23 protein-coding genes and 5 pseudogenes are annotated in these 21137 nt (G+C 61.7%); 10 read left to right on the top strand and 18 right to left on the bottom strand.

The window, feature by feature from the left end:
- Window positions 1-17 precede the first annotated feature (17 nt).
- Window positions 18-515, bottom strand: coding sequence for a YciE/YciF ferroxidase family protein (locus tag JHW40_RS02985; RefSeq protein WP_090617678.1), 498 nt, complete (start codon window positions 513-515; stop codon window positions 18-20).
- Window positions 516-720: 205 nt separating this feature from the next.
- Here JHW40_RS02985 and JHW40_RS02980 point away from each other — a divergent pair, with 205 nt between their 5' ends.
- Complete coding sequence (locus JHW40_RS02980) at window positions 721-1335, top strand: hypothetical protein (RefSeq protein ID WP_272849043.1); 615 nt, start codon at window positions 721-723, stop codon at window positions 1333-1335.
- A gap of 207 nt (window positions 1336-1542) precedes the next feature.
- Complete coding sequence (locus JHW40_RS02975) at window positions 1543-2022, top strand: sigma-70 family RNA polymerase sigma factor (RefSeq protein WP_090617680.1); 480 nt, start codon at window positions 1543-1545, stop codon at window positions 2020-2022.
- Between the two features lie 8 nt (window positions 2023-2030).
- Here JHW40_RS02975 and JHW40_RS02970 read toward each other — a convergent pair whose 3' ends face one another.
- From JHW40_RS02970 to JHW40_RS02950, 5 genes are all read right to left on the bottom strand, one after another.
- A complete protein-coding gene (locus tag JHW40_RS02970) occupies window positions 2031-2198 on the bottom strand; it encodes a hypothetical protein (protein WP_170851980.1) in 168 nt (55 codons plus the stop codon).
- A gap of 343 nt (window positions 2199-2541) precedes the next feature.
- Complete coding sequence (locus JHW40_RS02965) at window positions 2542-2871, bottom strand: hypothetical protein (protein WP_272849042.1); 330 nt, start codon at window positions 2869-2871, stop codon at window positions 2542-2544.
- Window positions 2872-2878: 7 nt separating this feature from the next.
- Complete coding sequence (locus tag JHW40_RS02960) at window positions 2879-3715, bottom strand: TIGR02587 family membrane protein (protein ID WP_272849041.1); 837 nt, start codon at window positions 3713-3715, stop codon at window positions 2879-2881.
- 103 nt (window positions 3716-3818) lie between these two features.
- Entirely contained in the window at window positions 3819-4424 is a 606-nt protein-coding gene (locus JHW40_RS02955; protein ID WP_244519393.1) for a cysteine hydrolase family protein, read from the bottom strand.
- 39 nt (window positions 4425-4463) lie between these two features.
- The gene (locus JHW40_RS02950; RefSeq protein ID WP_090617686.1) at window positions 4464-4691 is read right to left on the bottom strand and encodes a hypothetical protein; all 228 of its coding nucleotides are present in this window, start codon (window positions 4689-4691) and stop codon (window positions 4464-4466) included.
- Window positions 4692-4902: 211 nt separating this feature from the next.
- Between JHW40_RS02950 and JHW40_RS02945 the strand changes: the two genes are divergently transcribed.
- On the top strand, window positions 4903-5199 hold the full coding sequence (locus tag JHW40_RS02945) for a PRC-barrel domain-containing protein (protein ID WP_090617688.1): 297 nt from the start codon (window positions 4903-4905) through the stop codon (window positions 5197-5199).
- Window positions 5200-5272: 73 nt separating this feature from the next.
- Here the strand turns inward: JHW40_RS02945 and JHW40_RS02940 are convergent, their stop codons facing one another.
- From JHW40_RS02940 to JHW40_RS02925, 4 genes are all read right to left on the bottom strand, one after another.
- The gene (locus JHW40_RS02940; RefSeq protein WP_170851981.1) at window positions 5273-5431 is read right to left on the bottom strand and encodes a hypothetical protein; all 159 of its coding nucleotides are present in this window, start codon (window positions 5429-5431) and stop codon (window positions 5273-5275) included.
- Between the two features lie 186 nt (window positions 5432-5617).
- Complete coding sequence (locus JHW40_RS02935) at window positions 5618-6538, bottom strand: NAD(P)/FAD-dependent oxidoreductase (RefSeq protein WP_090617690.1); 921 nt, start codon at window positions 6536-6538, stop codon at window positions 5618-5620.
- Between the two features lie 90 nt (window positions 6539-6628).
- Window positions 6629-7813, bottom strand: a complete 1185-nt coding sequence (locus JHW40_RS02930; protein WP_090617692.1) for a zinc-dependent alcohol dehydrogenase — start codon at window positions 7811-7813, stop codon at window positions 6629-6631.
- Window positions 7813-8253, bottom strand: coding sequence for an SRPBCC family protein (locus JHW40_RS02925; RefSeq protein ID WP_272849040.1), 441 nt, complete (start codon window positions 8251-8253; stop codon window positions 7813-7815). Before JHW40_RS02925 ends, JHW40_RS02930 begins: the two co-directional genes overlap by 1 nt.
- A 914-nt stretch (window positions 8254-9167) precedes the next feature.
- On the opposite strand from JHW40_RS02925, the pseudogene JHW40_RS02915 reads away from it, so the two are divergent.
- Window positions 9168-10199: pseudogene (locus tag JHW40_RS02915) on the top strand (IS110 family RNA-guided transposase).
- A 215-nt stretch (window positions 10200-10414) separates the two neighbouring features.
- Here the strand turns inward: JHW40_RS02915 and JHW40_RS02910 are convergent.
- The 4 genes from JHW40_RS02910 to JHW40_RS02890 form a co-directional block, all read right to left on the bottom strand.
- On the bottom strand, window positions 10415-11173 hold the full coding sequence (locus JHW40_RS02910) for a glycosyltransferase family protein (protein ID WP_090617696.1): 759 nt from the start codon (window positions 11171-11173) through the stop codon (window positions 10415-10417).
- Window positions 11166-11333, bottom strand: coding sequence for a hypothetical protein (locus JHW40_RS02905; RefSeq protein ID WP_170851982.1), 168 nt, complete (start codon window positions 11331-11333; stop codon window positions 11166-11168). The genes JHW40_RS02910 and JHW40_RS02905 overlap by 8 nt, the downstream gene beginning before the upstream one ends.
- A gap of 204 nt (window positions 11334-11537) precedes the next feature.
- Window positions 11538-12362 carry a phosphonate ABC transporter, permease protein PhnE gene (gene phnE / locus JHW40_RS02895; protein WP_090617698.1) on the bottom strand — a complete coding sequence of 275 codons (825 nt, stop codon included), beginning with the start codon at window positions 12360-12362 and terminating at the stop codon, window positions 11538-11540.
- Window positions 12322-12759, bottom strand: a complete 438-nt coding sequence (locus tag JHW40_RS02890; protein ID WP_272849039.1) for an ATP-binding cassette domain-containing protein — start codon at window positions 12757-12759, stop codon at window positions 12322-12324. Before JHW40_RS02890 ends, phnE begins: the two co-directional genes overlap by 41 nt.
- Window positions 12760-12895: 136 nt before the next feature.
- Between JHW40_RS02890 and JHW40_RS02885 the strand changes: the two genes are divergently transcribed.
- Window positions 12896-13924, top strand: coding sequence for an IS110 family RNA-guided transposase (locus tag JHW40_RS02885; protein WP_090617702.1), 1029 nt, complete (start codon window positions 12896-12898; stop codon window positions 13922-13924).
- A gap of 305 nt (window positions 13925-14229) precedes the next feature.
- On the opposite strand, the gene JHW40_RS02880 is transcribed toward JHW40_RS02885, so the two are convergent.
- A complete protein-coding gene (locus JHW40_RS02880; protein ID WP_272849038.1) occupies window positions 14230-15162 on the bottom strand; it encodes an IS5 family transposase in 933 nt (310 codons plus the stop codon).
- 175 nt (window positions 15163-15337) lie between these two features.
- Between JHW40_RS02880 and JHW40_RS02875 the strand changes: the two are divergent.
- Together JHW40_RS02875 and JHW40_RS02870 are read left to right on the top strand one after the other, a co-directional pair.
- Window positions 15338-15583: pseudogene (locus JHW40_RS02875) on the top strand (hypothetical protein); the annotation flags it as partial.
- Window positions 15574-16609 (top strand): annotated as a pseudogene (locus tag JHW40_RS02870) (IS3 family transposase); the annotation flags it as partial. The pseudogenes JHW40_RS02875 and JHW40_RS02870, both read left to right, overlap by 10 nt.
- 218 nt (window positions 16610-16827) lie before the next feature.
- Here the strand turns inward: JHW40_RS02870 and JHW40_RS02865 are convergent.
- The gene (locus JHW40_RS02865; protein WP_090616617.1) at window positions 16828-17439 is read right to left on the bottom strand and encodes a hypothetical protein; all 612 of its coding nucleotides are present in this window, start codon (window positions 17437-17439) and stop codon (window positions 16828-16830) included.
- Between the two features lie 163 nt (window positions 17440-17602).
- Between JHW40_RS02865 and JHW40_RS02860 the strand changes: the two genes are divergently transcribed.
- Window positions 17603-19489 carry a glucose/sorbosone family PQQ-dependent dehydrogenase gene (locus JHW40_RS02860; RefSeq protein ID WP_244519326.1) on the top strand — a complete coding sequence of 629 codons (1887 nt, stop codon included), beginning with the start codon at window positions 17603-17605 and terminating at the stop codon, window positions 19487-19489.
- Between the two features lie 347 nt (window positions 19490-19836).
- Here the strand turns inward: JHW40_RS02860 and JHW40_RS02855 are convergent, their stop codons facing one another.
- Window positions 19837-20064: an IS66 family transposase gene (locus JHW40_RS02855; RefSeq protein WP_170851931.1), complete on the bottom strand. Its 228-nt coding sequence runs from the start codon at window positions 20062-20064 to the stop codon at window positions 19837-19839.
- 3 nt (window positions 20065-20067) lie between these two features.
- Between JHW40_RS02855 and JHW40_RS02850 the strand changes: the two genes are divergently transcribed.
- Window positions 20068-20457, top strand: coding sequence for a transposase (locus JHW40_RS02850; protein WP_244519327.1), 390 nt, complete (start codon window positions 20068-20070; stop codon window positions 20455-20457).
- Window positions 20454-20543 (top strand): annotated as a pseudogene (locus JHW40_RS24090) (hypothetical protein); the annotation flags it as partial. The gene JHW40_RS02850 and the pseudogene JHW40_RS24090, both read left to right, overlap by 4 nt.
- Before the next feature lie 42 nt (window positions 20544-20585).
- Here the strand turns inward: JHW40_RS24090 and istB are convergent.
- A pseudogene (istB, locus tag JHW40_RS02845) lies at window positions 20586-21134 on the bottom strand (IS21-like element ISPve1 family helper ATPase IstB); the annotation flags it as partial.
- Window positions 21135-21137: the final 3 nt, after the last annotated feature.

Below are 21137 nucleotides of genomic sequence, written 5' to 3'. Positions count from 1 at the left end.
TGGTTCGGCGTGGCGTGTCAGACCGGTTCGGCGGCTTCGGGATTGGCGGTCTTGTCGGCAATGCCGGTCAACTTTTCATCCGTGGCCGATTCCTCATCCAGAGTACTCGACAGCAGCGCGGCCGCGTCTTTCATGCCCAATACCTCTGCCCACCGTTTCAGCGTGCCATAACGGGTGATCTCGTAATGTTCGACCGCCTGCGCCGCCGACACAAGCCCCGCATCCAGCGCCGGAGAATCCTTGAAAGATTCCAGTATTTCCTCGCCCTCCTCAATGATCCCATCAATAGCCGGACAGGTCTTCCCGCGAGGGCGTTTGCCGATTAGTTCAAACACGTTCTGCAGCCGTTCGACATGCACTTCGGTCTCCTCGCGATGCGCCTCGAAGGCCGAACGCAGATCCTCCGATTGTGCGCCGCGCGCCATCTTCGGAAGTGCCTTCAGGATCTGGCGTTCCGCGTAATAGATATCCCGCAACGTGTCATGAAACAGGTCATCAAGGGCCTTGGTCTTCATCGGATCCTCCTGTGAACTCATGCCGCCTTCTGCGGCAGACGGGAAAGCAACAAGGTAGCGAGCGGGATGTTCCTGCCTGCCGCATCGAAAACTGATCCGTGAGGCTCATCCCGCGAAAACCCGTACGAAGTTTTTCGTCCGGCGGTGATGCGGGAACATATCGGGGGTTTTGCGGTTAACGGCGCCCGAATGAAGGAGAGTCCTCATGACGGTCCGCAATCCGATGGCACGTTTCGGCCTTGCCCTGCCCCTTGCAGGCACACTTGCGGCGGTTCTTTCGGTGCTCGTTCTTGGTATGTTGGCGATCATGGGCGGTCTGCCGCCGTGGATGCCGCTGAATGCCACCTCGCATGTCCTGCATGGCCCGGCGGTCGCGACCATCGCAGATATGGATCTCACCCATACTGCCCCCGGTGCGATCATCCATATCGTATCGGCGTTCTTCTGGGCGGGCGTCGCCATCCTTCTGCTGCGCGTGATCGGCAGCCCGCGAATGGGTGCGGCATGGGTGGCGGGGCTGGGCACCGCTGCGCTGGCCGGGGTGGTCGATTACGGGCTGCTGCCCGCCCGTCTTAGCCCCGGCTGGGAACTGGTCCTGCCGCCATCGGGGGTCGTCGCCGGCCTGCTGGCCCTAGGGATCGGCATCGCATCGGGTCTGACCGTGGTTCGGCTGCGTCATGCCGACATTCTTCCCCTGCCCCCTCCGCGCGCGGGAATGCCCGGCAACCCCCGCCCCCGACGGATCTGGAGAGATTGCGCCGCCCCGCGCCGACGGAGCTGGATCAGCGGCAGCAGCGCATCGACCCCGCCAACATGGTGACCGAGGACCCGAACCGGCATGGCGACCTCAACACCAAACAGCCCGGCGGCAGCGGCCCCGGAAAGAACCGCATCGACTGAGCCCGGTCCATCTCGCTTTTGCCATCTGTGCGGCGGTGAACGCCGTTCCGGAACGCTGCCTTCAGGGAACCGAATCCCGCGCACGGCATTGGGTTAGCAGGGGAAGGCAGGCGCTGGATGGTTGACAATGTCGGATGACGTCCTGACCCATGTAAGGGCCTTGCGCGCCTATGCCCGCTCGCTTTGCGGCGCGGCGGGCGATGCCGAGGATCTGGTACAGGACACGATGCTGCGCGCCATCGAGAAGGCCGATCTCTACCGGCCCGGCACCAATATGCGCGCCTGGCTGTTCACGATCATGCGCAACAAGTTCTTTACCGATGTGAAGAAATCCGCCCGCGAACGCACCGGCGGCAGCGATTGCGCGTCCCTGCAACCCTCGGTTCCGCCTGCGCAGGAATGGCATCTGCGCCAGCGCGAGTTGTGCGCCGCGCTGGAGGCGATGCCGGTCCATTACCGCGAGGCGATCATTCTGGTGGCGGTGATCGGTGAAAGCTATCTGGACGCGGCGCGGATCCTGGAATGCGACATCGGCACGATCAAAAGCCGGGTGAACCGCGCCCGCAATATCCTGCGCCGCGCGCTGGAGCCCGAGCATCCCCGCTGACAGGACCTTTACTGCGCGCGCGACTTGCGGCTTTGCCGCAACGCGGCCTCAAGCCGCTGCGCCAGTTCGCGAGGGCGCGGCGAGATTGGCTCGGCATCCACCTGCGCCAGCAGTTCCGACAAGGCGGCATCCAGCCGGGAATCCGCCTCCGGATCGTCATTCGTTTCGCGGGTCATTCAAAGCTCCAGATGCGCCCGATCAATTGCTTTATGTTAATCCATATTCGCTGCGAATGGGCCCCTTCATGCAATTTTGCCTTGCGGTGTTACATGTTTTCCCGGCCCTTCGCCCGGGCTGAAGCTGTCCCCCGACGCCAGTCGCGTTCCTCTGAATATACGTCAGTTCAATGAGTTACGAAAGACATTCGTCGAAATAAATGCGGGAAACGCTTTTGTCGCTGGGGCGGAACGGGGGGAATGTTCCCGGAATTCCTCCCGAAGCTCCCGGGTGCCGCCCCGCCGCGTCCCGGCAGTGTCAGGGTTCCGCGAACCCGCCGATCGCGATCCCTAGATCCGCGACCTAGGTTCCCGCCGCCACGCCGACCGCGCCACGCCGGATTGAATGGGCCGCCACATAATCAAACTCGACCACCTGCTGTCCTTTCGCCAGTACAGTCACCGCCGATGCTGCCCGGTCGCCATGGTTCGCAACCTCGAAAGTCGCGATGTTTGCGTCGCCTTTGCGCTCGACGCCGATGACGGACACGACCAGATCCGGCGCATGAGAGGACGAAAACAGCGCCTGCCAGCTCAAAAACAGGATCAGCACAACGATGCCACAGCCGGACAGCAGTCCGAATATCCACTCTGCCAGGGGTCGTTTGCCGGTGTTTTCGTCTGCGTCGCTCATCATTGCCTCACAGGATCAGGCGGGCGGCGGCGGCGCCGATCGCACAGGGGAACGCCAGAACGATGGTCGCCATCAGCGCACTGTCAAAGGACAGCCCGTCGGTGCGTGCGAACAGCCACAGCAAGCAGAAACTGACCGTCAGCGCGATGATGAAGCCGGGTAAGGTCATGCGGATGAATGCACTCCACCACCGCTCTTCGCTGGAGACCTCGGAGCCGCCGGCAAAGCCCACCGAAAAGACAAAGCCATGCATCAGCAGCAACGACAGCACGACAAGCGCCAGCGCATGCCAATGCGTCATCTGATACGAGATCACCATCACCTCTTCGGTCGGCGCGGTGTTCAGCCCCAGAAACAATGCGCCAACCGCCATCAGGAACAACTCTCCCCACCAGGATTCGTCCTGCTCTTCGGGGTCGTCCCCGGATCCGGCACCAAGCTGGCTTTTGGCCAGAAGCGCACCGATCGAAGCCGGGATCATCTGGATCGAGATCTTGCCCAGCACCGCGTCAAGCGATGTTTCGGCGTCGATCACCCCCAGCAGGAACAGCACCACGGCCGAAATCACCGCCGCCACCCCCAGCGCGATCAGGCTGTCGAACACGTCGCTGCGCCAGCCTCGGGTGCGTTCAAAGCCGATATGGCGCGACAGCAGCACCAGCAGCGGCAGGGTCACGACCACCAGCAGCAACAACCGAAGCCGGTCCAGATAGAAGCCGAGCGACCACAACTCCATCGTCATCAGCATCGGCAGTGAAAAGATCAGCGCCCCGCCCGCCGCGCGGCCGAAATCGCGGAACACGCGGTTGGGAGGGTGAGAGGCGGTCCGCCCTGATTGCGCCATGCCTGATGTTCCACTGACCGGATCGCCGGGTTTTGCCGCGACGGGTTTGCCGCATCCTGGAAATGCCAACCCGATGGCCGGGGTCTTTGTTCCCGCAAGGCGTTCAGACCCGCCATTGATTCAGCAGTTCCGCCAGCGGCGCGGTCTCAACCTGCTGTCCGAAGCGCGATTCATAGATCTGCATCGCGGCGTCATGGCTGGGGTCCGCCGAGGAACAGACCGCATCCGACACCAGAATCACCCGATAGCCGCGGTCGATCGCGCCCAGAACCGTGGCCAGGACGCAGACTTCGGTCTCGCCCCCGGTGACGATCAGGGTCGAGATCCCGGCCCGGCGCAGAAACCCGTCCAGCCTGCCATCAGGCCAGGGCGAATAAAGCTGCTTGTCGAACAGCCGTGCCGGCGGAACATGGCGGGCCAAAGGCGGCGCCAGTTCCAGCCATTCGGGCGGCAACCGGTCGCGCAGCATCTGCGGCCAGACCGCATAATAGCGCGTCCATGACCCGATGGCCGCCCCCTGATCGGCGGGAGGAATGAAGCGGGTGAAGATCGTGCGCGCGGCATGGACCTCGGTCAGTTCGGCCACCGCGGGCAGGATCTTTTCCATCCACGGCACCGCCCAGGACGAGCCCGGCCCGAACAGCCGCTGCATGTCCACGCAAAGGTGCAGCGCCTCGGTGCCGGGCGCGCCGAACCTGATCCCGGTCACGACATGGCCTCGCCTGCTGTCATCACTGTCGGTCCCGGGTCAGTAATTGCCGGGCGGATCGCTGGCGGGAAAGGATTCGTCGGACTTTTCGTCAACGATATCCCACTCTTTCGGCGGGGCCTGCATCTGGCTTTGCCCGGCGGCGCGGACATAATGTGTGCCCTTCGGCCTTGGCCGCGAAGATGCGGCGAACAGGTCGCAGGCCGCCTTCAGCCCGATACCGGCGGCGATGCCCAGACAGAAACTCAGCGGGTCGGTGCGTCTCATCTTCCGTGCCTTTCCTGATATGAAGGGCGTCGTCAGGAAACGGCGCGGACCAGCGATTGTTCCCGAAGGATCGCGATCATTGCGCGCGATCATCGGGCCCGGCAAAGCCCCCGGTGCCGGTATCGGCCGGTCCGCATTTTCGCCCCGACCGCTGGAACATATCGGGACGCAGACGATTGGTCCCACGTCAATTCAACCAAGGAGTTCCGTCATGGACCACAGCAATCACCCCCGGCTTCAGCCCGCAGAGCTGACCGAAGACACCCTGAACGGCGCCAAGGTTTACGGCCCCGACAACGAGACGATCGGCAGCGTCTCGCATGTCCACGGCGCGGGCGAGGCCACCGAGGTCGTGATTGATGTCGGCGGCTTTCTGGGCATCGGCAGCAAGCCGGTTCTGGTGCAGGCACGCGATCTGGACATCATGCGCGACGAGGCGGGAACGGTCCACGCCCTGTCGCGATGGTCGAAGGACGAACTGAAGGCGATGCCCGAACATCGGCATTAAGCGTTAACCGGCCGGAAACCATGAATATGAATTCGAAGTCGCCCCACAGTCCTTGCGGGGCGACTTCGTTTTTTTAATCACGACCCCGCTCTGCGCGGGCCTCCTCGTCCATTTGGGCGATCATAGCGTCGAACGCCTGCTTGACCTCCTTGTCGGTCAAGGTCGCGTCATCCTGTCCCTCAGGTCCGCGATAATCGGGATCGTGTAATTCAGGAACAAATTTCTGGCCCATGATTACCTCCTGACAGATGATGGAAAAAGCTTAGCATGGGTTCTTTGCGGCATTGTCACCTTCGTGGTGGGCGGTGGCGGAGTTTTGCCTATGCCCCCCCTTCGCCGGATGGCTCGGCGACAGTTTGCCGGTGGCGGATGAAACCATGGCGATGCGCAATTGTTCCAGCGACCGCCGTCAGGGGCATCAAAGGCTGTCGGGAACGCATCTGCCCTCGCGCAGGCGCAACTGGGTATGAATCCGGCTGGCGGCCACCTCTGCCTGAGCCATGGCGACGGCGATCTGGTTCAGGCCGGTCACCACATCGCCGACTGCGAAGACGTTTTTTCGGGTCGTCTGCTGATGTTCATCGGTGCCGATACGCGCGTCCTGCACCAGCGTCACGCCAAGCCTGCGGGCCAGGGCATTCTGCGGATCGGTGCCCAGGCCCGAATAGACCGCCGCAAAGCGACGCTGTCCGGTCTCCAGATGAACCTCCACACCGGCCGGTCCGAAAGCCCAGCCCGAAACCTTGTCCGCGACGATCCGAACACCGGCTTTCTTCAGTTTCGCGATCACCCTTGCAGACATCTCCAGCGCCTTACCAAGCGTCAGAAGGGTGATATCGGGGGTATAGTGGCTGAGAAACAGCGCCTCGCCTGCGGCGGAATCCCCGGCGCCGATCACCGCGACCGGCTGGCCGATCAGCTCATAGGCGTCGCAGACCGGGCATTGCCGGATCAGTCCTTCGCGGATATGGCGCAGCGGATCATCGACCGGGGGCAGGCGGTCCCTGACTCCCGTCGCCAGAATGACGTGATCGGCCATGACTGTCTGTCCCGCGACGACCCTGAACCGGCCATCCGGCGAATATCCGATATCCGTGGCTTCGCCCGATATCGTGACGACGCCCAGCTTGCCGACCTGCCGGCGCATCCGGTCCAGCAGGTCCCGGCCCCTGATGCCATCGGGATAGCCGGGATGATTATGCGAGCGGGGAATCAGCGCGGCCCGGCTTTCGCCCTTGTCGATCAGCGCAACCCGTCTTCGAAACCGGCCAAGATAGATCGCGGCCGTCATTCCCGCCGGCCCGCCGCCGATGATCGCGCAGTCAAAGTCATCGGTCACAGGTCCGCCTCCTGCGCGATGTGGCCCCGAAGCGTAGCCGAAAGCCCGGACCGGCGCAGGCAGATTGCCATGGCATCCGATTCCCCGCGCTCAATTCCGCACTGTGCCGGGGGTCATCACCACCTTGGTCCATTCGTTCTGTCTGCCGTGGAAATTCTGATAGCCCGTCGGCGCATCCTCCAGCGCCAGACGGTGAGAGATCAGGAAGGTCGTGTCGATTTCCCCTTCCAGAATGCGGTGCAGCAACTGGCGGATATATTTCTGCACATGCGTCTGCCCGGTGCGGATCTGAAGGCCCTTTTGCATCAGCGCGCCAAGCGGGAACTTGTCCGCCATGCCGCCATAGCCGCCGGGAACCGAAACCCGCCCGCCCTTCCTGACCGCCGTCAGCGCCATGCGCAGCGCATGCGCCCGATCAGCCCCGACACCGACCTTCTGCTTCATCGCGTCCAGCAGGTTGTCGGGGGCAAAGCCGTGGCTTTCCATCCCGACCGCGTCGATCACCGCGTCGGGACCGATACCTCCGGTCATTTCCGTCAACGCCTCCAGCACATGCGTCTGGCGATAGTCGATGACCCGCGCCCCCAGCCTGCGCGCCAGATCCAGCCGCCCGGGATAGTGGTCGATGGCGATCACCTGGCCCGCCCCCATCAGCAGCGCCGACTGAATCGCGAACAGCCCGACCGGACCGCAGCCCCAGACGGCCACGGTGTCGCCATCCCCGATGTCGCAATTCCCGGCCGCCATCCAGCCGGTGGGCAGGATGTCGGACAGAAACAGCACCTGCTCGTCGGGCACGCCATCCGGAATGACGATCGGCCCCACATCGGAAAACGGCACCCGCACATATTCCGCCTGTCCGCCGGGATAGCCGCCGGTCAGATGGGAATAGCCGAAAAGCCCGCTCATCGCGTGTCCGTAAAGCAGTTCGGACGCCTCTTGCGTCTCGACCGGGTTCGAATTGTCGCAACCCGAGAACAGACCCTGCCGGCAGAAAAAACACGCCCCGCAGGAAATGGTGAAGGGCACGACCACCCGGTCGCCCTTTTTCAGCGTGGATTTCGGGCCGCTCTCGACCACCCGGCCCATGAACTCGTGGCCCAGAATGTCGCCTGCGCGCAATCCGGGGATCACGCCGTCATAGAGATGCAGGTCCGATCCGCAGATGGCGGTGGCCGTCACCTCGATGACGGCGTCGCGCGGATTGATGATTTCGGGGTCGGGAACCGTATCGACGCGAACGTCATGTTTGCCATGCCAGGTCAATGCGCGCATCAGGGGTCCCTCCGGTTTGCCGAGGTGGCGATTTCGCCCGTTTCAAGAAGCATCTTCAGCCGCTTCAACTCCTGCCTGCCACGGACCGCTGGATCGGTGCGGCGCAGCGCTGACGCCCAATGGCCTACGATGCCGCCATGGGGGCGCCATGCGACATGGGCCTCGACCTCCGTGCCGCGGCCGGCGGCGGCATCGCGAAACTGAACCTTGGCTTCGATTTGGATGTCGGCGCCCTCGACAGACCGCCAGGCCAGGGCTTCGTCCTTGCGATCCAGGACCAGCTGCGTGTCGACCCGGTAGCGCCCGTCGGGCGAGTCTATAATCCAGGTGACGCGGTCATCCGAGACTTCCGCGCCCGTCAGATCCTGCATGAAGTCGGCTAGCCTTTGCGGGTCTCGCCACATTTCATAGATGCGGTGACGGGGCACGGCGATGGTCACCGTTCGGCCCGCGACCATGTAACCGCCGAAACTCAGCCGTCGGGCGGTTCGCCCTGGCGCGCTGTCGGGCCGACCTTTCGGCGGCGATTGTAGCAGAACCCTGGCCAGCAAACCGGCAGCCGCGAACAGCGAAAATACGGTAACTGCGGCAGATAGGCGGAACTCTCGACGGTGCATCGGTCTTCCTTTCCGATGTGAGCGCGCGTCGTAGCGCGCGGATGCCTTAGGGGTTCAGCGCGATCTCTGGTAGGGTCTCGTCACCATTTCGATGATCTCCTCGGGCGCATAAACCGCTCAAAATTAACGGGGCGAGTCAAACCCATCTGACGAACCCGCCCCGCCAGCCTCCGCTGCTGCCAGCACGACCGGAGACCGATCCGTAACCCACGACGGCCTGAAATGTTCCGCTTGGGCCAGTTTGAAGGAGAGCATCTGGAGGGCATTATTCACTTACGAGGGGCGGAGCGGGTAATTGCCGTGCACAAGAAACCCGCTCCGCGGCTACCTTCCACGTCAGGGGCGACGGGTTCGGTAGCTGTCCGACCGCAGCCAGCAGTGGGAACACTGGGTTAAACGGCAATTTGGAAGAAATGTTCCTGACAGATCCGGGAGTAGTCCGAGAGGCTCTTCACCCGCTCATCATCGGCGCAATGTCGCGGCTTAACCGGTTCAGGCGATCACGTATCGCACAAGGGTCTTGGCTGGAGCGGATGCTGGCAGGGAAACCTTGCATGCTGGTGGCGATCGCTCTGGCCAACAAGATGGCGCGCGTAATCTGCGCAATGACGATAAAACAGGAGGACTACCGGATCCCGGTGTCGACTACAGATGGGATGGTTGCCGCCCTCCCCAACCGGCATCGCAATGTGCCAGCGTTAGAAGCACAGCCCTCCCCAACCGGAAAGGACGGCAAGATGAATGATATGATAGTCGGCGTCGATCTGGCCAAAACTGTTTTCCAGCTTCACGGTGCCACAGCCGATGGAAGGCCGGCTTTCCGCAAGAAGGTGCCCCGCCAGTAGTTTCTGCGTTTCCTGGCTGCGTATCCTGGGGCGATCATCGCCATGGAAGCTTGCGGCAGCGCTCATTTTTGGGCGCGGGAGTTGATCAGCCGCAACCATCAAGTTCTGATGATCCCTCCGCAGTATGTGCGCCCGTTTGTTAAGCGCCAGAAAAATGACGCCACCGATGCCGAGGCAATTGTCACTGCGGCTCGCCAGCCCGGGATGCGCTTTGTGCCTCCGAAGACCGACCAGCAGCAGGCTCGTGCTGTGCTGTTCCGAGCCAGGGAACGTCTTGTTCACCAAGGAACCGAGCTCGTAAATGCGTTGCGCGCCATTCTTTATGAGTTCGGCCACGTGCTCCCGGTAGGCCTCAGGCAGATCGGTCGCGTGAAGGCTATTCTCGACACAGATGAAAGAGCTATCCCTCGGCTCGTGCGCGAGGAATGCAGGAACCTTCTGGAACAGATCGCAGAGCAAACGGCTCGTATCGACGAGAAAACTCAGAAGGCACACCAGCTAGCGGATGACGCCGAAACGGCGAGGCGCCTGCAGACCTTGCCGGGGGTTGGCCCAATCACAGCACTGGCATTTGACGCTTTCGCACCGGACATGAAAACCTTCAGGCGTGGTCGCGACTTCGCCGCCTGGTTGGGACTTGTTCCGCGTCAGCACTCTTCCGGAGAAAAAGAGCGATTGGGACGGATCACAAAAGCAGGTCAGGCGGATATCAGGCGTCTCCTGATCATCGGCGCCATGTCTCGGCTGAACTGGCTGGGACGATCACGTATCCCGCAAGGGTCCTGGCTGGAGCGGATGCTGGCAAGAAAGCCGCGCATGTTGGTAGCGATCGCCCTGGCTAACAAAATGGCGCGCGCCATCTGGGCCATGATGACAAAACAACAGGACTACAGGATCCCTGTGCCTGCTGCCGCTACGGCTTGAACGTAGCGCACGCATTCGGCACAGGGCGAAGAGGTGTAAGAAGCCGACGACTCCATGGGCAAAAGATCGAAACGATCCGGATCGGGAAAACCAGATAGCAACTGCGAGCAATCGAGCTCGAGACACAGATGTGGACCCGCTTCGCTGATCACCATCCCGGCCAGCGGCTTCTGAAAATTGCCGCACATACAGGCCTGACAGAAGACCGCACTCGATCACCTGCCCCAAGAGAAGAGGCCTTGCACAATGGGCGGCAACCACAGAAGCGCGCGGCGGTAGTACCCAATCAGGCGATCCTGATCCAATATCCCCAGCCACCGCAGATTGTCCGTCGCGTAATGCCTCGAATGCCAGTGCAGATAGCCTGGATCGGCGATCTCCAGCCGCAGCGAAGGAATCTCTTGGCGCAGAAGGGCAAAGCGCGCGATCACGTGATCCAGACCCTTATGGGGCGCGCTGGCGAACAGCAGCAGATCGGGGTCGCGGGGCGTCGCATCGGGGGTCAGCGCGTCGGCGACGGGATTGTAAAGCACCCCGACAGGCGGCGCTGCCGGAGCAAAAAAGCAGCAAAGCCAACGGTGATGACTGTGCGAGACGGCGATTCCCTCGACCCCCGCCTCGGCCAGCTCCGCCCCCATGGCGCGGTTGTGCCTGCCCGGGAAGACATGCAGCCACAGCGCCACCCGCCTGTGCGGATGCCGCCGCCGCAGTTTCACAGCCAGCTTCCAGGAATTGATGACCACAATCGCCCTGCCTGTCACGTGGCCGGGCCAGGGAAGGAAATCGACCCCTTGCCGCGTCACGGCCTCGGTCCGGCGGGATTGGGCGATGGAGATTGCCATGTCCGGCGCCAGCCCGAAAGCCACGCGCAGGATCGTGGCCTCGGTGCCGCCCAACCCGTGCAGGCCGGTCCCGAGACTGTCATAGGCGCGGGGCGCGCAGGTATCGACGAACAGCAGCGCCGGCTCAGCCATGGTCGGCCTCGGAACCGGCCTTCAGAAAGGCCGCGATCCATGCCCGGGTCGGGGGCGACGCAAGGGCGTCCGACAGGACAAGACAGCCGGGATTGGTGGCCGAGGCGATCAGTCCGGGCGGCAGATCCACGGGGCAGGGCGCGACGCTGCGGTCGGACAACCAGGTCTCGATCTGCCGCCAGACCCGCAGCCGCCTGCCACTTCAAGCCGCCCGCCACGATGTGCGGGCGTGCCTGCGTGGCCAGGGTCGAGGAGATCGTGCCGCGGGATAGGCTTGATCCCGACCTGATCCACTTGCCGGCAACTATGTGCACCGGATCGTGCACACGGGCGTCCACGAGCACACCGGTCCCCAACCCTTTAATCACTTCAGCTTCCGGCGCAGTCGGTCGGTCAGCCGCTCCATTCCCAGTACGATCACGAAGATCACGAGGATGATCGTTGAGGCATTGCGATACTGGAACATGTCGAAGGCGACCTTGAGTTCCTGCCCGATGCCCCCCGCGCCGACGAGGCCGAGGACCACGGACGAGCGCACGGCCTTTTCCAGCGCGAACAGGGAAGAGTTGATCAGCGACGGCATCACGTCCGGTATGATGGCGCCGAGCAGAATCGACAGGCGATGTCCGCCGATGGCCGAGATCGCCTCCTGCGGTTCCTTGTCGCTGTCCTCCATCGCCTCGGCGAAGAAGCGGCCGCAAAAGCCGATGGTGTCGACAACGATGGTCATCGTGCCCGCGACGGCACCCAGGCCGACCGTCGCCACGAACAGAAGCGCCCAGACCAGATCGGGCACAGTGCGCAGGAACGAGACGAAAGCCCGGGTCAGGAACGCACCAATATTGCCGAATGGCCCGATACCCCGCGCCGAGATCCAGGCGATCGGAAGGCTGATCGCAATGCCGATCACCGCCCCAGCCAGCGCGATCTGGAACGTCTCGAGAATGCGCCAGAAGATGCGTTGCAGGAAAGCCGGATCGGTATTCGGCGGCATCATGCGCGAGACGAGGCTGACAAGGTTCGGCACACCTTCGGTCATCTGTCCGACCGAGGGAGCGACCTGACCGATGGACACCAGCACTAGTGCGACGACACCGATGGTGAGTGCAAAAGACAGCGGCGACAGGCGCGGCAGCCGCGAAGGAAGCTCAGCGGGTCTCGACACGGAACGTCTCCTCCAGGTCGGCATCGGTAGTGGTGGCCGAGGGTTTGTCGAACAGGATCCTGCCCGCCTTCATGGCGACGATGCGGTCCGCATGGTCGCGCACATGCGCCATGTCGTGCGAGGTGAACAGCATGGTGATGTCATGTCCGGCGCACAGACGTGTGAACAATGCCATCACGTCATGGCCGGATACCGGATCGAGGCTGGCGGCGGGTTCGTCTGCGATCAGAAGTTGCGGGCGACGGACCAGCGCGCGGGCGATAGCGACACGCTGCTGCTGGCCGCCCGACAGTGCGTCCGCACGCGCGTTGGCGCGGTCGGCAAGGTTCACATCCGCCAGCGCATCCAGCGCGGCGCGCCGCCACGCGTCGGGCGCGAGGCAATGGGCAAAGCCGCGCCAGCTTCCCGGTTCGGACAGCATGCCGTGAACCACGTTCGACAGAACCCTGCGCCGGCGGACGAGACAATGCTTCTGGAAGGCTTTGATGCTGTAACCGCCCCCCGACGGCATCGACGTGCCAAGGTGGGATCGCAACAATCCGTATTGGGAGGCGGTCATGTCGGAGATTATCACGGTCGGACTGGATCTGGCGAAGAATGTGTTCCAGGTCCACGGTGCTGACAGCAAAGGCAGTGCTGTCTTACGCAAGAAGCTCAGACGGGCTCAGGTGTTTGAGTTCTTCGCCAAGTTGCCGCCCTGCCTGGTGGCGATGGAGGCCTGCGGTGGCGCGCATTTCTGGGGTCGGGAGCTGGCCAAGCTCGGCCACGACATCAAGCTCATCCCGCCCGCTTATGTGAAGCCCTTCATCAAGCGGCAAAAAAATGATGCGGCGGATGCCGAGGCGATCTGCGAGGCGGCGCAAAGACCGAACATGCGCTTTGTTCCCGTGAAGAGCGAGGAAACGCAAGGAGCGGCCAGCGTCTTCCGCGTCCGGGAGTTGCTCATCCGGCAGCGTACCCAGGCCATCAACGCGCTCCGCGGACATCTCACCGAGTATGGCTGGGTCGTGCCACAGGGTGCGACGAATGCCCGGCGCCTGGTTGCCCTCGTCGCGGATGAAGAATCGGGCCTGCCCGCCACGGCGCGGGCATCCCTGACGGTCCTGACTGAAACGCTTGTCCAGCTCGACGGTCAGATCGAGACCTTGGATGCCGAGATCGACCGGCGCGCCAAGACCGATGAAGTCGCCCGGCGCCTAATGACGATCCCGGGCATCGGCCCGTTGATCGCCACGGCCATCGCCACACTGGCTCCGCCGCCGGAAGCGTTCCGGAAGGGCCGAGACTTCGCGGCATGGCTTGGGCTCACGCCCAGGCAGCATTCGACGGGCGGAAAGCAACGGCTGGGAGCCACGACGAAGATGGGTGAGCGTTCCCTACGCCGGTTGCTGATCATCGGCGCCAACAGTGTCATCATCAAGCGCCATAGTCATGCGTCAGCGCGCGCCGGCACCTGGCTGGCAAGGATGCTGGAGCGCAAGCCGCCGATGCTGGTGCGCGTGGCCTTGGCCAACAAGATGGCGCGGATCGTCTGGGCGTTGATGAAGAGCGGAGAGGTCTACCGGGCTCCGGCCATGGCGGCGTAAAGTCCGTCAGCGGTCGCGAGGTCGTCGGAGCGGAGGAGGGCTGAGAGCAACTTGGCGCAACGGTCGCAAGACAAGGTCGGAAAACCAGAGCGCAACAGAGTGCCATCGAGCACGCGGCTTTGATTTGGTTCCGACCCGCGAACACCATGCGGGCCCGCGGCATGACTATGGCCGCATCACGAGGCCGGATACATGTCAGCACCCGACACCGCGCCAAATTGCTCCAAAACCCTCTTGCGCAAGGGGCGGTTATACATGTTGCGCAAAAGGTGCTTTGGATATAACTCCCCTTTCCCCGGACAGACTTATCCTGCGGCCATTGTAATGGGCGTGCCGAGAGCTGTGTAACGGTTCATGACGGCGCAGCGGATTTGGATCTCCGCGACCTGCCGGTCGAAGTCCCGCGCCATGAGGCTCTGACCCAGACGTTTTACACAATGCATCTTTGCCTCGATGCGGCTTCGGCGGTGGTACCCGCTCCATCGTCGCCAGATCGTAGGGCCGAGGTATTTGACGGCCCGGAGGATTTCGTTGCGGGCGCACGCGCCGGCAGTTGTCGGCTTCCAGGGTTGGGCATTCTTGCGCGGCGGGATGATCGCCTCTGCCCCTCGATCCGCAATCGCATCATGGCACTTGCGGGTATCAAAAGCTCCGTCACCGGTCACGGAGCCGATGTCCTCATCGGATGGGATCTGGTCGAGCAATTCCGGTAACATCGGCGCATCGCCGACATGACTTCCGGTCCCCTCGACGGCCCGCACCTCCAGCGTTTCCTCATCGACCGCGATGTGAACCTTGCGCCAGATGCGCCGCTTGGTGCCACCGTGCTTGCGGGCATTCCACTCGCCTTCGCCCTCCGCCTTGATGCCGGTGCTGTCGATCAGCAGGTGTAACGGGCCGTTGCCACCCCGATAGGGAATATCCACCGTCAGGGTCTTTTGACGGCGGCATAGCGTGCTGTAATCCGGAACCGCCCAGTCCAGCCCCGCCAGACCGAGCAGACTTTCGACAAAGCCCGTCACCTGCCGCAAAGGCATGCCAAACTGCACTTTCAGCGTCAGGCAAGCCTGGATGGCCGCATCGCTGTAAGCTTGCTGGCGGCCTCGTTTGCCGCTCGGAGGCGGCGACCAGATCATCGACGGATCAAACCAGATGGTCAGCGAGCCACGTCGCTTCAGGGCAGAATAATAGGACGACCAGTTCGTAGTCTTGTATCTCGTCGGGGTCCAGTTGCTCATGCTCCCTGCTAGCACGCTGGATTCACAAGTTGAATCCCGTCAGCCTTTTGCGCAACAAAACCCTGGCCGCCCCTGCGACTATCCCGTCTGCGCTGCGAGCGCGTATCCGTAGATGTCGCACAGCCCGCGCACTCCCCATCGGCAACAGGGAGGATTTTGCATGCGATCCATTGGAATGGATGTCCACCGAAGCTTCGCGCAGGTCGCGATTCTTGAGGGTGGAAAGACGACAGAGATCAGGATCGATCTTGATCATGATGCGGTGGTGGCCTTCGGGCAGGCCCTGCGTTCAGATGACAAGGTCGTTCTGGAAGCGACCGGCAATACCGCGGCCACCGTCAGACTTCTGGCACCTTTCGTGGCGCGGGTCGTCATCGCGAACCCGCTGCGGGTGAAGGCCATCGCCCATGCACGGTTGCGGAGATCTGCCGCAAGGCGGGGATCAGCCAGGCAACCTATTTCAATTGGAAGAAGCGCTATGGCGGTTTGCTGCCCGACGAGATGCGTCGACTGAAGGCGCTCGAGGACGAGAATTCACGACTGAAGAAGATCGTGGCAGACCTGACTTTAGACCGCGAGATGCTGCAGGACGTGATCCGCCGAAAGCTCTGAGGCCTGTGCGGATGCGCAAGCTTGTCGACGGGCTTTTGGTCGATTGGGGTGTCTCGATCCGGCGTGCCTGCCAGGCACTTCGGTTCGACACTTCGAGCTATCATTACAAGTCCCGTCGAACCGGACAGGCCGGCCTCGAACTGCGGATCCGCGAGATCTGCGAAACGCGTGTGTGCTATGGCTACCGGCGCATCCATGTGCTGCTGCGGCGGGAGGGCTGGCAGGTGAACATCAAGAAGACACGTCGAATTTACAATGAGTTGGGCTTGCAGCTGCGCAGCAAGCATCCGAAGCGCCGCGTGAAGGCGAAGCTGCGCGAGGACCGCCAAGAGGCGACGGGGCCGAATGAGGTCTGGGCGATGGACTTTGTCCATGATCAGCTCGCTTTGGGCAAGAAGCTGCGGATTCTGACCATCGTGGATATCCATTCCCGCTATTGCCCGGCGACGGATCCACGGTTTGCTTACCGGGGCGAGGACGTGGTTCAGACCCTGGAGCGGGTCTGTCGGCAGGTTGGCTATCCGCAGACGATCAGGGTCGACAACGGCACCGAGTTCATCTCCCGCGACTTGGATCTCTGGGCCTATGCCAACGACGTCACGCTGGACTTTTCCCGACCCGGCAAGCCCACCGACAACGGCTTCTCGAAGCGTTCAACAGTAAGCTGCGGGCGGAATGCCTGAACGCCCACTGGTTCATGGATCTTGCAGATGCCCGCGAAAAGATGGAGGCTTGGCGCAGAGACTACAACGAGGTCAGACCTCACGGCGCGATCGGTTACAACGTGCCGATCGACCTGCACATTCCCGGTGGCGCCTCCAGCCCGCCCCCGTGAGCACAGCCGCGAAACTCCAGAGCGCGGCGGTCCAAATCCGGGGAGCAGGGCACAACCCCAAGGACTCTCGTTATGAACGAGGGACGACCGGGGGGCATGTCACCTTCAACCAACATCACGTTGGCACATTACGATGCCGTCGGGGGCCCATCCACGCCATCATCAAAGCCGCCCGGTTGCGCCATTCCTTCGCATGGCTCGGGCTGTGCAGACCGTCTTTACAGATTACCGGTCAACTGTTTCACAATGTCGCGTTTGCCGCGTCCGCTGCGGATCTGTTCTGCCCACAGAGACGTCGGCCGCATCTGAGCCAATCCGTCAGCAAGCTGCACCCGAAATACGCGTCGTGCCCCGACAATGCTCGATGCCGCTGCAGTTACGGCAGCCACGGTAATCTCGATATGAGAAAGCTCGGAATCGTTGCGATCGAATGCCCCGTGCCGAGAGGCGCGCTCCAGCAGTTCGTCAAGCGAACCGATTTCTACATGCTCGCCGCTTTTCAAAGGCCGCTGCAATGTCGCAAGTTCCAGCGAGGGATGGTCCGACGGATGCAGTTCTGCCCGGTCCGTGACAGATATCGTCGTCTCTTGCTCGTCTACGCAGTTCTTGAGCAAGACATCGAGGACATAAATCGGTTCCAACCCCAGATTGCTGATGATGATCCGGCCTTGCAGTCCCCAATCGCCGCCGAGCGTAATCAAGATCTCGGTCCTTCGCTGACGCCGCATACCGGATACGAACATGTGCAGGTAGATTATCCAGACAAGCGCGGTAAGCAGACCCACGAGGGCCTGAACGACAGCGGCATGCTTGAGAACCAGATCCCACATGGGGTTAATCTAAGGACGGAAACGCGGCAAACAAGAACAAGGTGGATCGGCACCCGACCTTTGGCGGGGTTGGAACCGGGCCCACCGAGATACGTTACAGTTCGACGAGCGCATGAACTTGCTGAGCGCTTTTTGGCCGTCAAAGCATCGGAAAGGACGCAGCGTGGACGATGTAAGCAAAGCAAGATCAGCCGTAATGGTTGGGGTCAGTGTTGCCGCCATGTCGATGCTGTTCAGTGCGCCAGCGGTTTCGCAGGTGGTGCCAAGTGAAGTTGAGACAGGCGATAACGCATTGTTCTCCTCGCGGGTACTGTCCTCCGGCCTAAGCAATCCGTGGGCGATGCGGTGGGGACCGGATGACATGATCTGGGTGACAGAGCGCACGAGCGGCGAGGTGACACGGGTTGACCCTACGACCGGCGCGCAGCAAGTATTGCTGGCCATTGACGGTGTTTATATCGGACCGCAGCACGAGGGACTGTTGGGTATGGCTCTACATCCCGAACTGATGCAGGGACAGGACAATGATCATGTCTATCTTAGCTATACGATCAACAATGGCTCTGCTGATGATCCAGACCCCACGGCGCAGATTGTGCGCTACAGCTATGATGAACAGCTTCAGCAACTTGTGGACCCAGTAATTCTGATCGAGGGGCTGCCCGCGTGGAACGATCATAATGCCGGTCGGGTCGTTTTTGGCCCGGACAATATGTTGTATTACTCGATAGGCGACCAGGGCGCGAACTTCGGCCGTAATCAACGCCGCGAGAACTTGGCATCGACGCTTCCCACGCAAGAGGAAGTTGACGATAGCAATTGGCGGACCTATTCGGGAAAGATACTTCGCCTTAATCTGGATGGGACCATCCCTGACGATAACCCCGAGCTCGTGGGTGTGCGCAGTCACGTTTACAGCTATGGTCACCGAAACCCTCAAGGGCTGGCTTTTGGTTCGAACGGCAAGCTTTATGAAACCGAACATGGCCCGGCCACTGACGATGAATTGAACATCATCGAGGCGGGCGGCAACTATGGCTGGCCGTGGGTTGCCGGCAAGATGGATGATTCCGCCTATCTTTATGTCAATTGGAGCGAGGCGCCGGACGACGTGAACGTCAATGCGATTCCCGTCCCTGATACCGTTCCTCAATTTCCAGAAAGTGATTTCGACGGAGAAATAATTGAACCAGTCGCGACGTATTGGACTGTCGAGGATGGCTATCCGATCGGCGAGATATGCGGTTATATTTGCGATCCCACCATCGCGCCATCTTCGGTTTATTATTACGAAGCCAGTGAAGACGGGATAGCAGAATGGGATAATTCCGTGCTGATCCCGACGCTCAAACATGGTGCGCTTTATGTTCAACCTCTGTCCGAGGACGGAACGGAGGCTGCCAGTGCGCCCATAGCTTGGCTATCCACCCAGAATCGTTATCGTGACGTTATTGTCGGGCCGGATAATCGCACAGTCTTTATTGCTACTGACGCATTCGGTTCGGCATCACAGAAATACGGGCAAGGGCTTAATACTTCGGTGCTACACAACCCCGGTGCAATTTTGACCTTCACCTATGGCGATGATGGGAACGTTACCAGATTTGCTGAAGCGCCTATTACCGTGGATGAGGCGCAACTGGCGTCATCATCGACTGACGCGCCACAAGAATGGGAGGATCCGGCGACACGAAGCGATGAGCGCCCGGAAAGCGCCGCCGTCACAACCGGTGAGGCGGACGTATCAGTCACCGAGGATTCAAATATCGCGGAGGTTGCTGCATTGGGGGCACCCAAATACGCAGACTCTTGCGCCATGTGCCATGGACCCGCGGGAGGCGGAGGGGCCGGAGCTGTTCTGGCTGGTAACAAGCAACTTGACGATATCCAGTTCGTTGCAAACTCTATAGTCCACGGCTTTGGATATATGCCCTCCTTCGGCAGCCAGCTTAACGATAATGATATCGCCGAGATCAGCACCTTTATCCGTAATAGCTGGGGTAATGAGTTCGGCGTCTTGACAACTGAGCAGGTTCAAACAGTTCGATAAATTCCTTGGTCGGCAGCCGACAATGAACGGTTGCCGGCTGATCACCGGAATATCGCGATGCGTGGCTTTTCGCGAGGACGTGACGACCGCGCGAATACTGCGATTGTTTCAGATAATGGTTTCAATCACCGGTCGGCCTTTTTGGCATGACTTGCGATCAGGTGCGATCTGAAGCTCTGTAAGAGAAATTCGTCTGCTGTGAGCGGTCCCGCCCTCGCCCAACGCTTTGACGAGATATTTGCGCAACCATCCGCTACAAGCAGCAGGATCTGGTCGGGCTACGAACTCCCGGCGCTCCGTGCTTGCGCCGCTAACTGGCCAATTTTGCGCCACCCCGTCGCGTGAATTTACGCCGTAGTTGACAGCTCATAGATCTGGGCGATACGGCGCAGGCCTTCGGCGGCGATCTCGGAACCGTCCTTCTGATAGATGTCATGCAGCTTGCGCCGGGAATGGGCCCAGCAATAGGCCAGCGTCAGAGGCATGCCGCCCATGCGCTTTGGTTCGGCCAAGGCGTCATAGCCGGTATATCCATCGACCTGCAAAATGCCCTCGAAGCCTGTCAGGATGTCCATCGCATGGTGGCCATGACTGTTGATTGCCACCGAGAATTGACCCGGCATTGTCACCGAGATCTGACCCATCCAGTGGTTATGTTCTGCGTGTCAGAAACGCTGCTGCCGGGCGCAACGGAGAACGAAGTGGCGCGCCGGCACGGGGTGTGCGCGAACCATGTTTCGTCGTGGCGGACGCTGGCGCGGAAAGGGCGGTTGGTCCTACCCGCGCCGGAGGATCCGGTGGAATTTGCGGCGCTGATGGTCGGCTCCACCGAGGATGCGCCGCGCGCTGATGTTGGTGGCGAGGCCCGGCCGGAGATCATCGCGGGCGCGGTGGTGACCCGCCTGGAAGCCGGGGCCACGGCGGATCGGATTGCCTCGGTCGTGCGTGCTTTGGCGACCAGCCCATGATGTTCCCGTCGAACCGGGTGAGGATCATGGTCGCGACCAGGCCCGTCGACTGCAGGAAGAGTCATGACGGGTTGGCGTCGCTGGTATCATCCATGCTGCGCAAGGATACCTTTACCGGCATGGTCTTTGTCAGCGCCGGTCTTCGACAGCGGCACGAAGCCGAGTTCATCGATGATGAGGAGTTTGTATCCGGCCATCTGCTTCTGGAAGCGCAGCAGGCGGCGCTCATCGCGGGGCTCCATCATTTCGCTGACCAGAGCCGCGGCGGTGGTGAAGCCGACGGAAAGGCCCTTCTGGCAGGCGGCCAGACCAAGGCCGAGGGAGATGTGCGTCTTGCCCGTGCCACTGGGGCCGAGGGCAATAATGTTCTCGCGCCGCTCGATCCATTCGCAGCGGGCCAGTTCCAGCACCTGCATCTTGTTGAGCTTCGGGATGGCCGCGAAGTCGAAGCTGTCCAGGCTTTTGACGGCCGGGAACCTGGCGGCCTTGATGCGCCGCTCGACCATCCGCCGCTCCCGGTCGATCAGTTCCAGTTCGACGAGCCGGGCGAGATATAGGACATGGTCCACGCCTTCCGCCGCACATTGCCGGGCCAGTTTCTGGTGTTCTCGCAGTAAGGTCGGCAGTTTCAGCGCCTTGAGGTGATGGGCAAGCAGGATTTCCGGGGCGTCGCTCATGCC

Origin of the sequence: Paracoccus alcaliphilus (assembly GCF_028553725.1) — a bacterium.
In the GTDB taxonomy this organism is placed as follows: Bacteria; Pseudomonadota; Alphaproteobacteria; order Rhodobacterales; family Rhodobacteraceae; genus Paracoccus; species Paracoccus alcaliphilus.
The sequence above is the reverse complement of the archived record's forward strand: the minus strand, read 5'-3'. Positions and strand labels throughout refer to the sequence as shown.

Bases quoted from the DNA above. Each gene is read 5' to 3' on its own strand.
- JHW40_RS02960 (WP_272849041.1), bottom strand. From the start codon at position 3,715: ATGGCGCAATCAGGGCGGACCGCCTCTCACCCTCCCAACCGCGTGTTC.
- JHW40_RS02855 (WP_170851931.1), bottom strand. From the start codon at position 20,064: ATGGACATCCTGACAGGCTTCGAGGGCATTTTGCAGGTCGATGGATAT.
- JHW40_RS02880 (WP_272849038.1), bottom strand. From the start codon at position 15,162: ATGAGCAACTGGACCCCGACGAGATACAAGACTACGAACTGGTCGTCC.
- JHW40_RS02970 (WP_170851980.1), bottom strand. From the start codon at position 2,198: ATGACCCGCGAAACGAATGACGATCCGGAGGCGGATTCCCGGCTGGAT.
- phnE (WP_090617698.1), bottom strand. From the start codon at position 12,362: ATGCCGACCTGGAGGAGACGTTCCGTGTCGAGACCCGCTGAGCTTCCT.
- JHW40_RS02965 (WP_272849042.1), bottom strand. From the start codon at position 2,871: ATGAGCGACGCAGACGAAAACACCGGCAAACGACCCCTGGCAGAGTGG.
- JHW40_RS02930 (WP_090617692.1), bottom strand. From the start codon at position 7,813: ATGCGCGCATTGACCTGGCATGGCAAACATGACGTTCGCGTCGATACG.
- JHW40_RS02950 (WP_090617686.1), bottom strand. From the start codon at position 4,691: ATGAGACGCACCGACCCGCTGAGTTTCTGTCTGGGCATCGCCGCCGGT.
- JHW40_RS02885 (WP_090617702.1), top strand. From the start codon at position 12,896: ATGTCGGAGATTATCACGGTCGGACTGGATCTGGCGAAGAATGTGTTC.
- JHW40_RS02890 (WP_272849039.1), bottom strand. From the start codon at position 12,759: ATGCTGTCCGAACCGGGAAGCTGGCGCGGCTTTGCCCATTGCCTCGCG.
- JHW40_RS02985 (WP_090617678.1), bottom strand. From the start codon at position 515: ATGAAGACCAAGGCCCTTGATGACCTGTTTCATGACACGTTGCGGGAT.
- JHW40_RS02850 (WP_244519327.1), top strand. From the start codon at position 20,068: ATGGTGGCCATGACTGTTGATTGCCACCGAGAATTGACCCGGCATTGT.
- JHW40_RS02940 (WP_170851981.1), bottom strand. From the start codon at position 5,431: ATGGGCCAGAAATTTGTTCCTGAATTACACGATCCCGATTATCGCGGA.
- JHW40_RS02865 (WP_090616617.1), bottom strand. From the start codon at position 17,439: ATGTGGGATCTGGTTCTCAAGCATGCCGCTGTCGTTCAGGCCCTCGTG.
- JHW40_RS02975 (WP_090617680.1), top strand. From the start codon at position 1,543: ATGTCGGATGACGTCCTGACCCATGTAAGGGCCTTGCGCGCCTATGCC.
- JHW40_RS02945 (WP_090617688.1), top strand. From the start codon at position 4,903: ATGGACCACAGCAATCACCCCCGGCTTCAGCCCGCAGAGCTGACCGAA.
- JHW40_RS02980 (WP_272849043.1), top strand. From the start codon at position 721: ATGACGGTCCGCAATCCGATGGCACGTTTCGGCCTTGCCCTGCCCCTT.
- JHW40_RS02910 (WP_090617696.1), bottom strand. From the start codon at position 11,173: ATGGCTGAGCCGGCGCTGCTGTTCGTCGATACCTGCGCGCCCCGCGCC.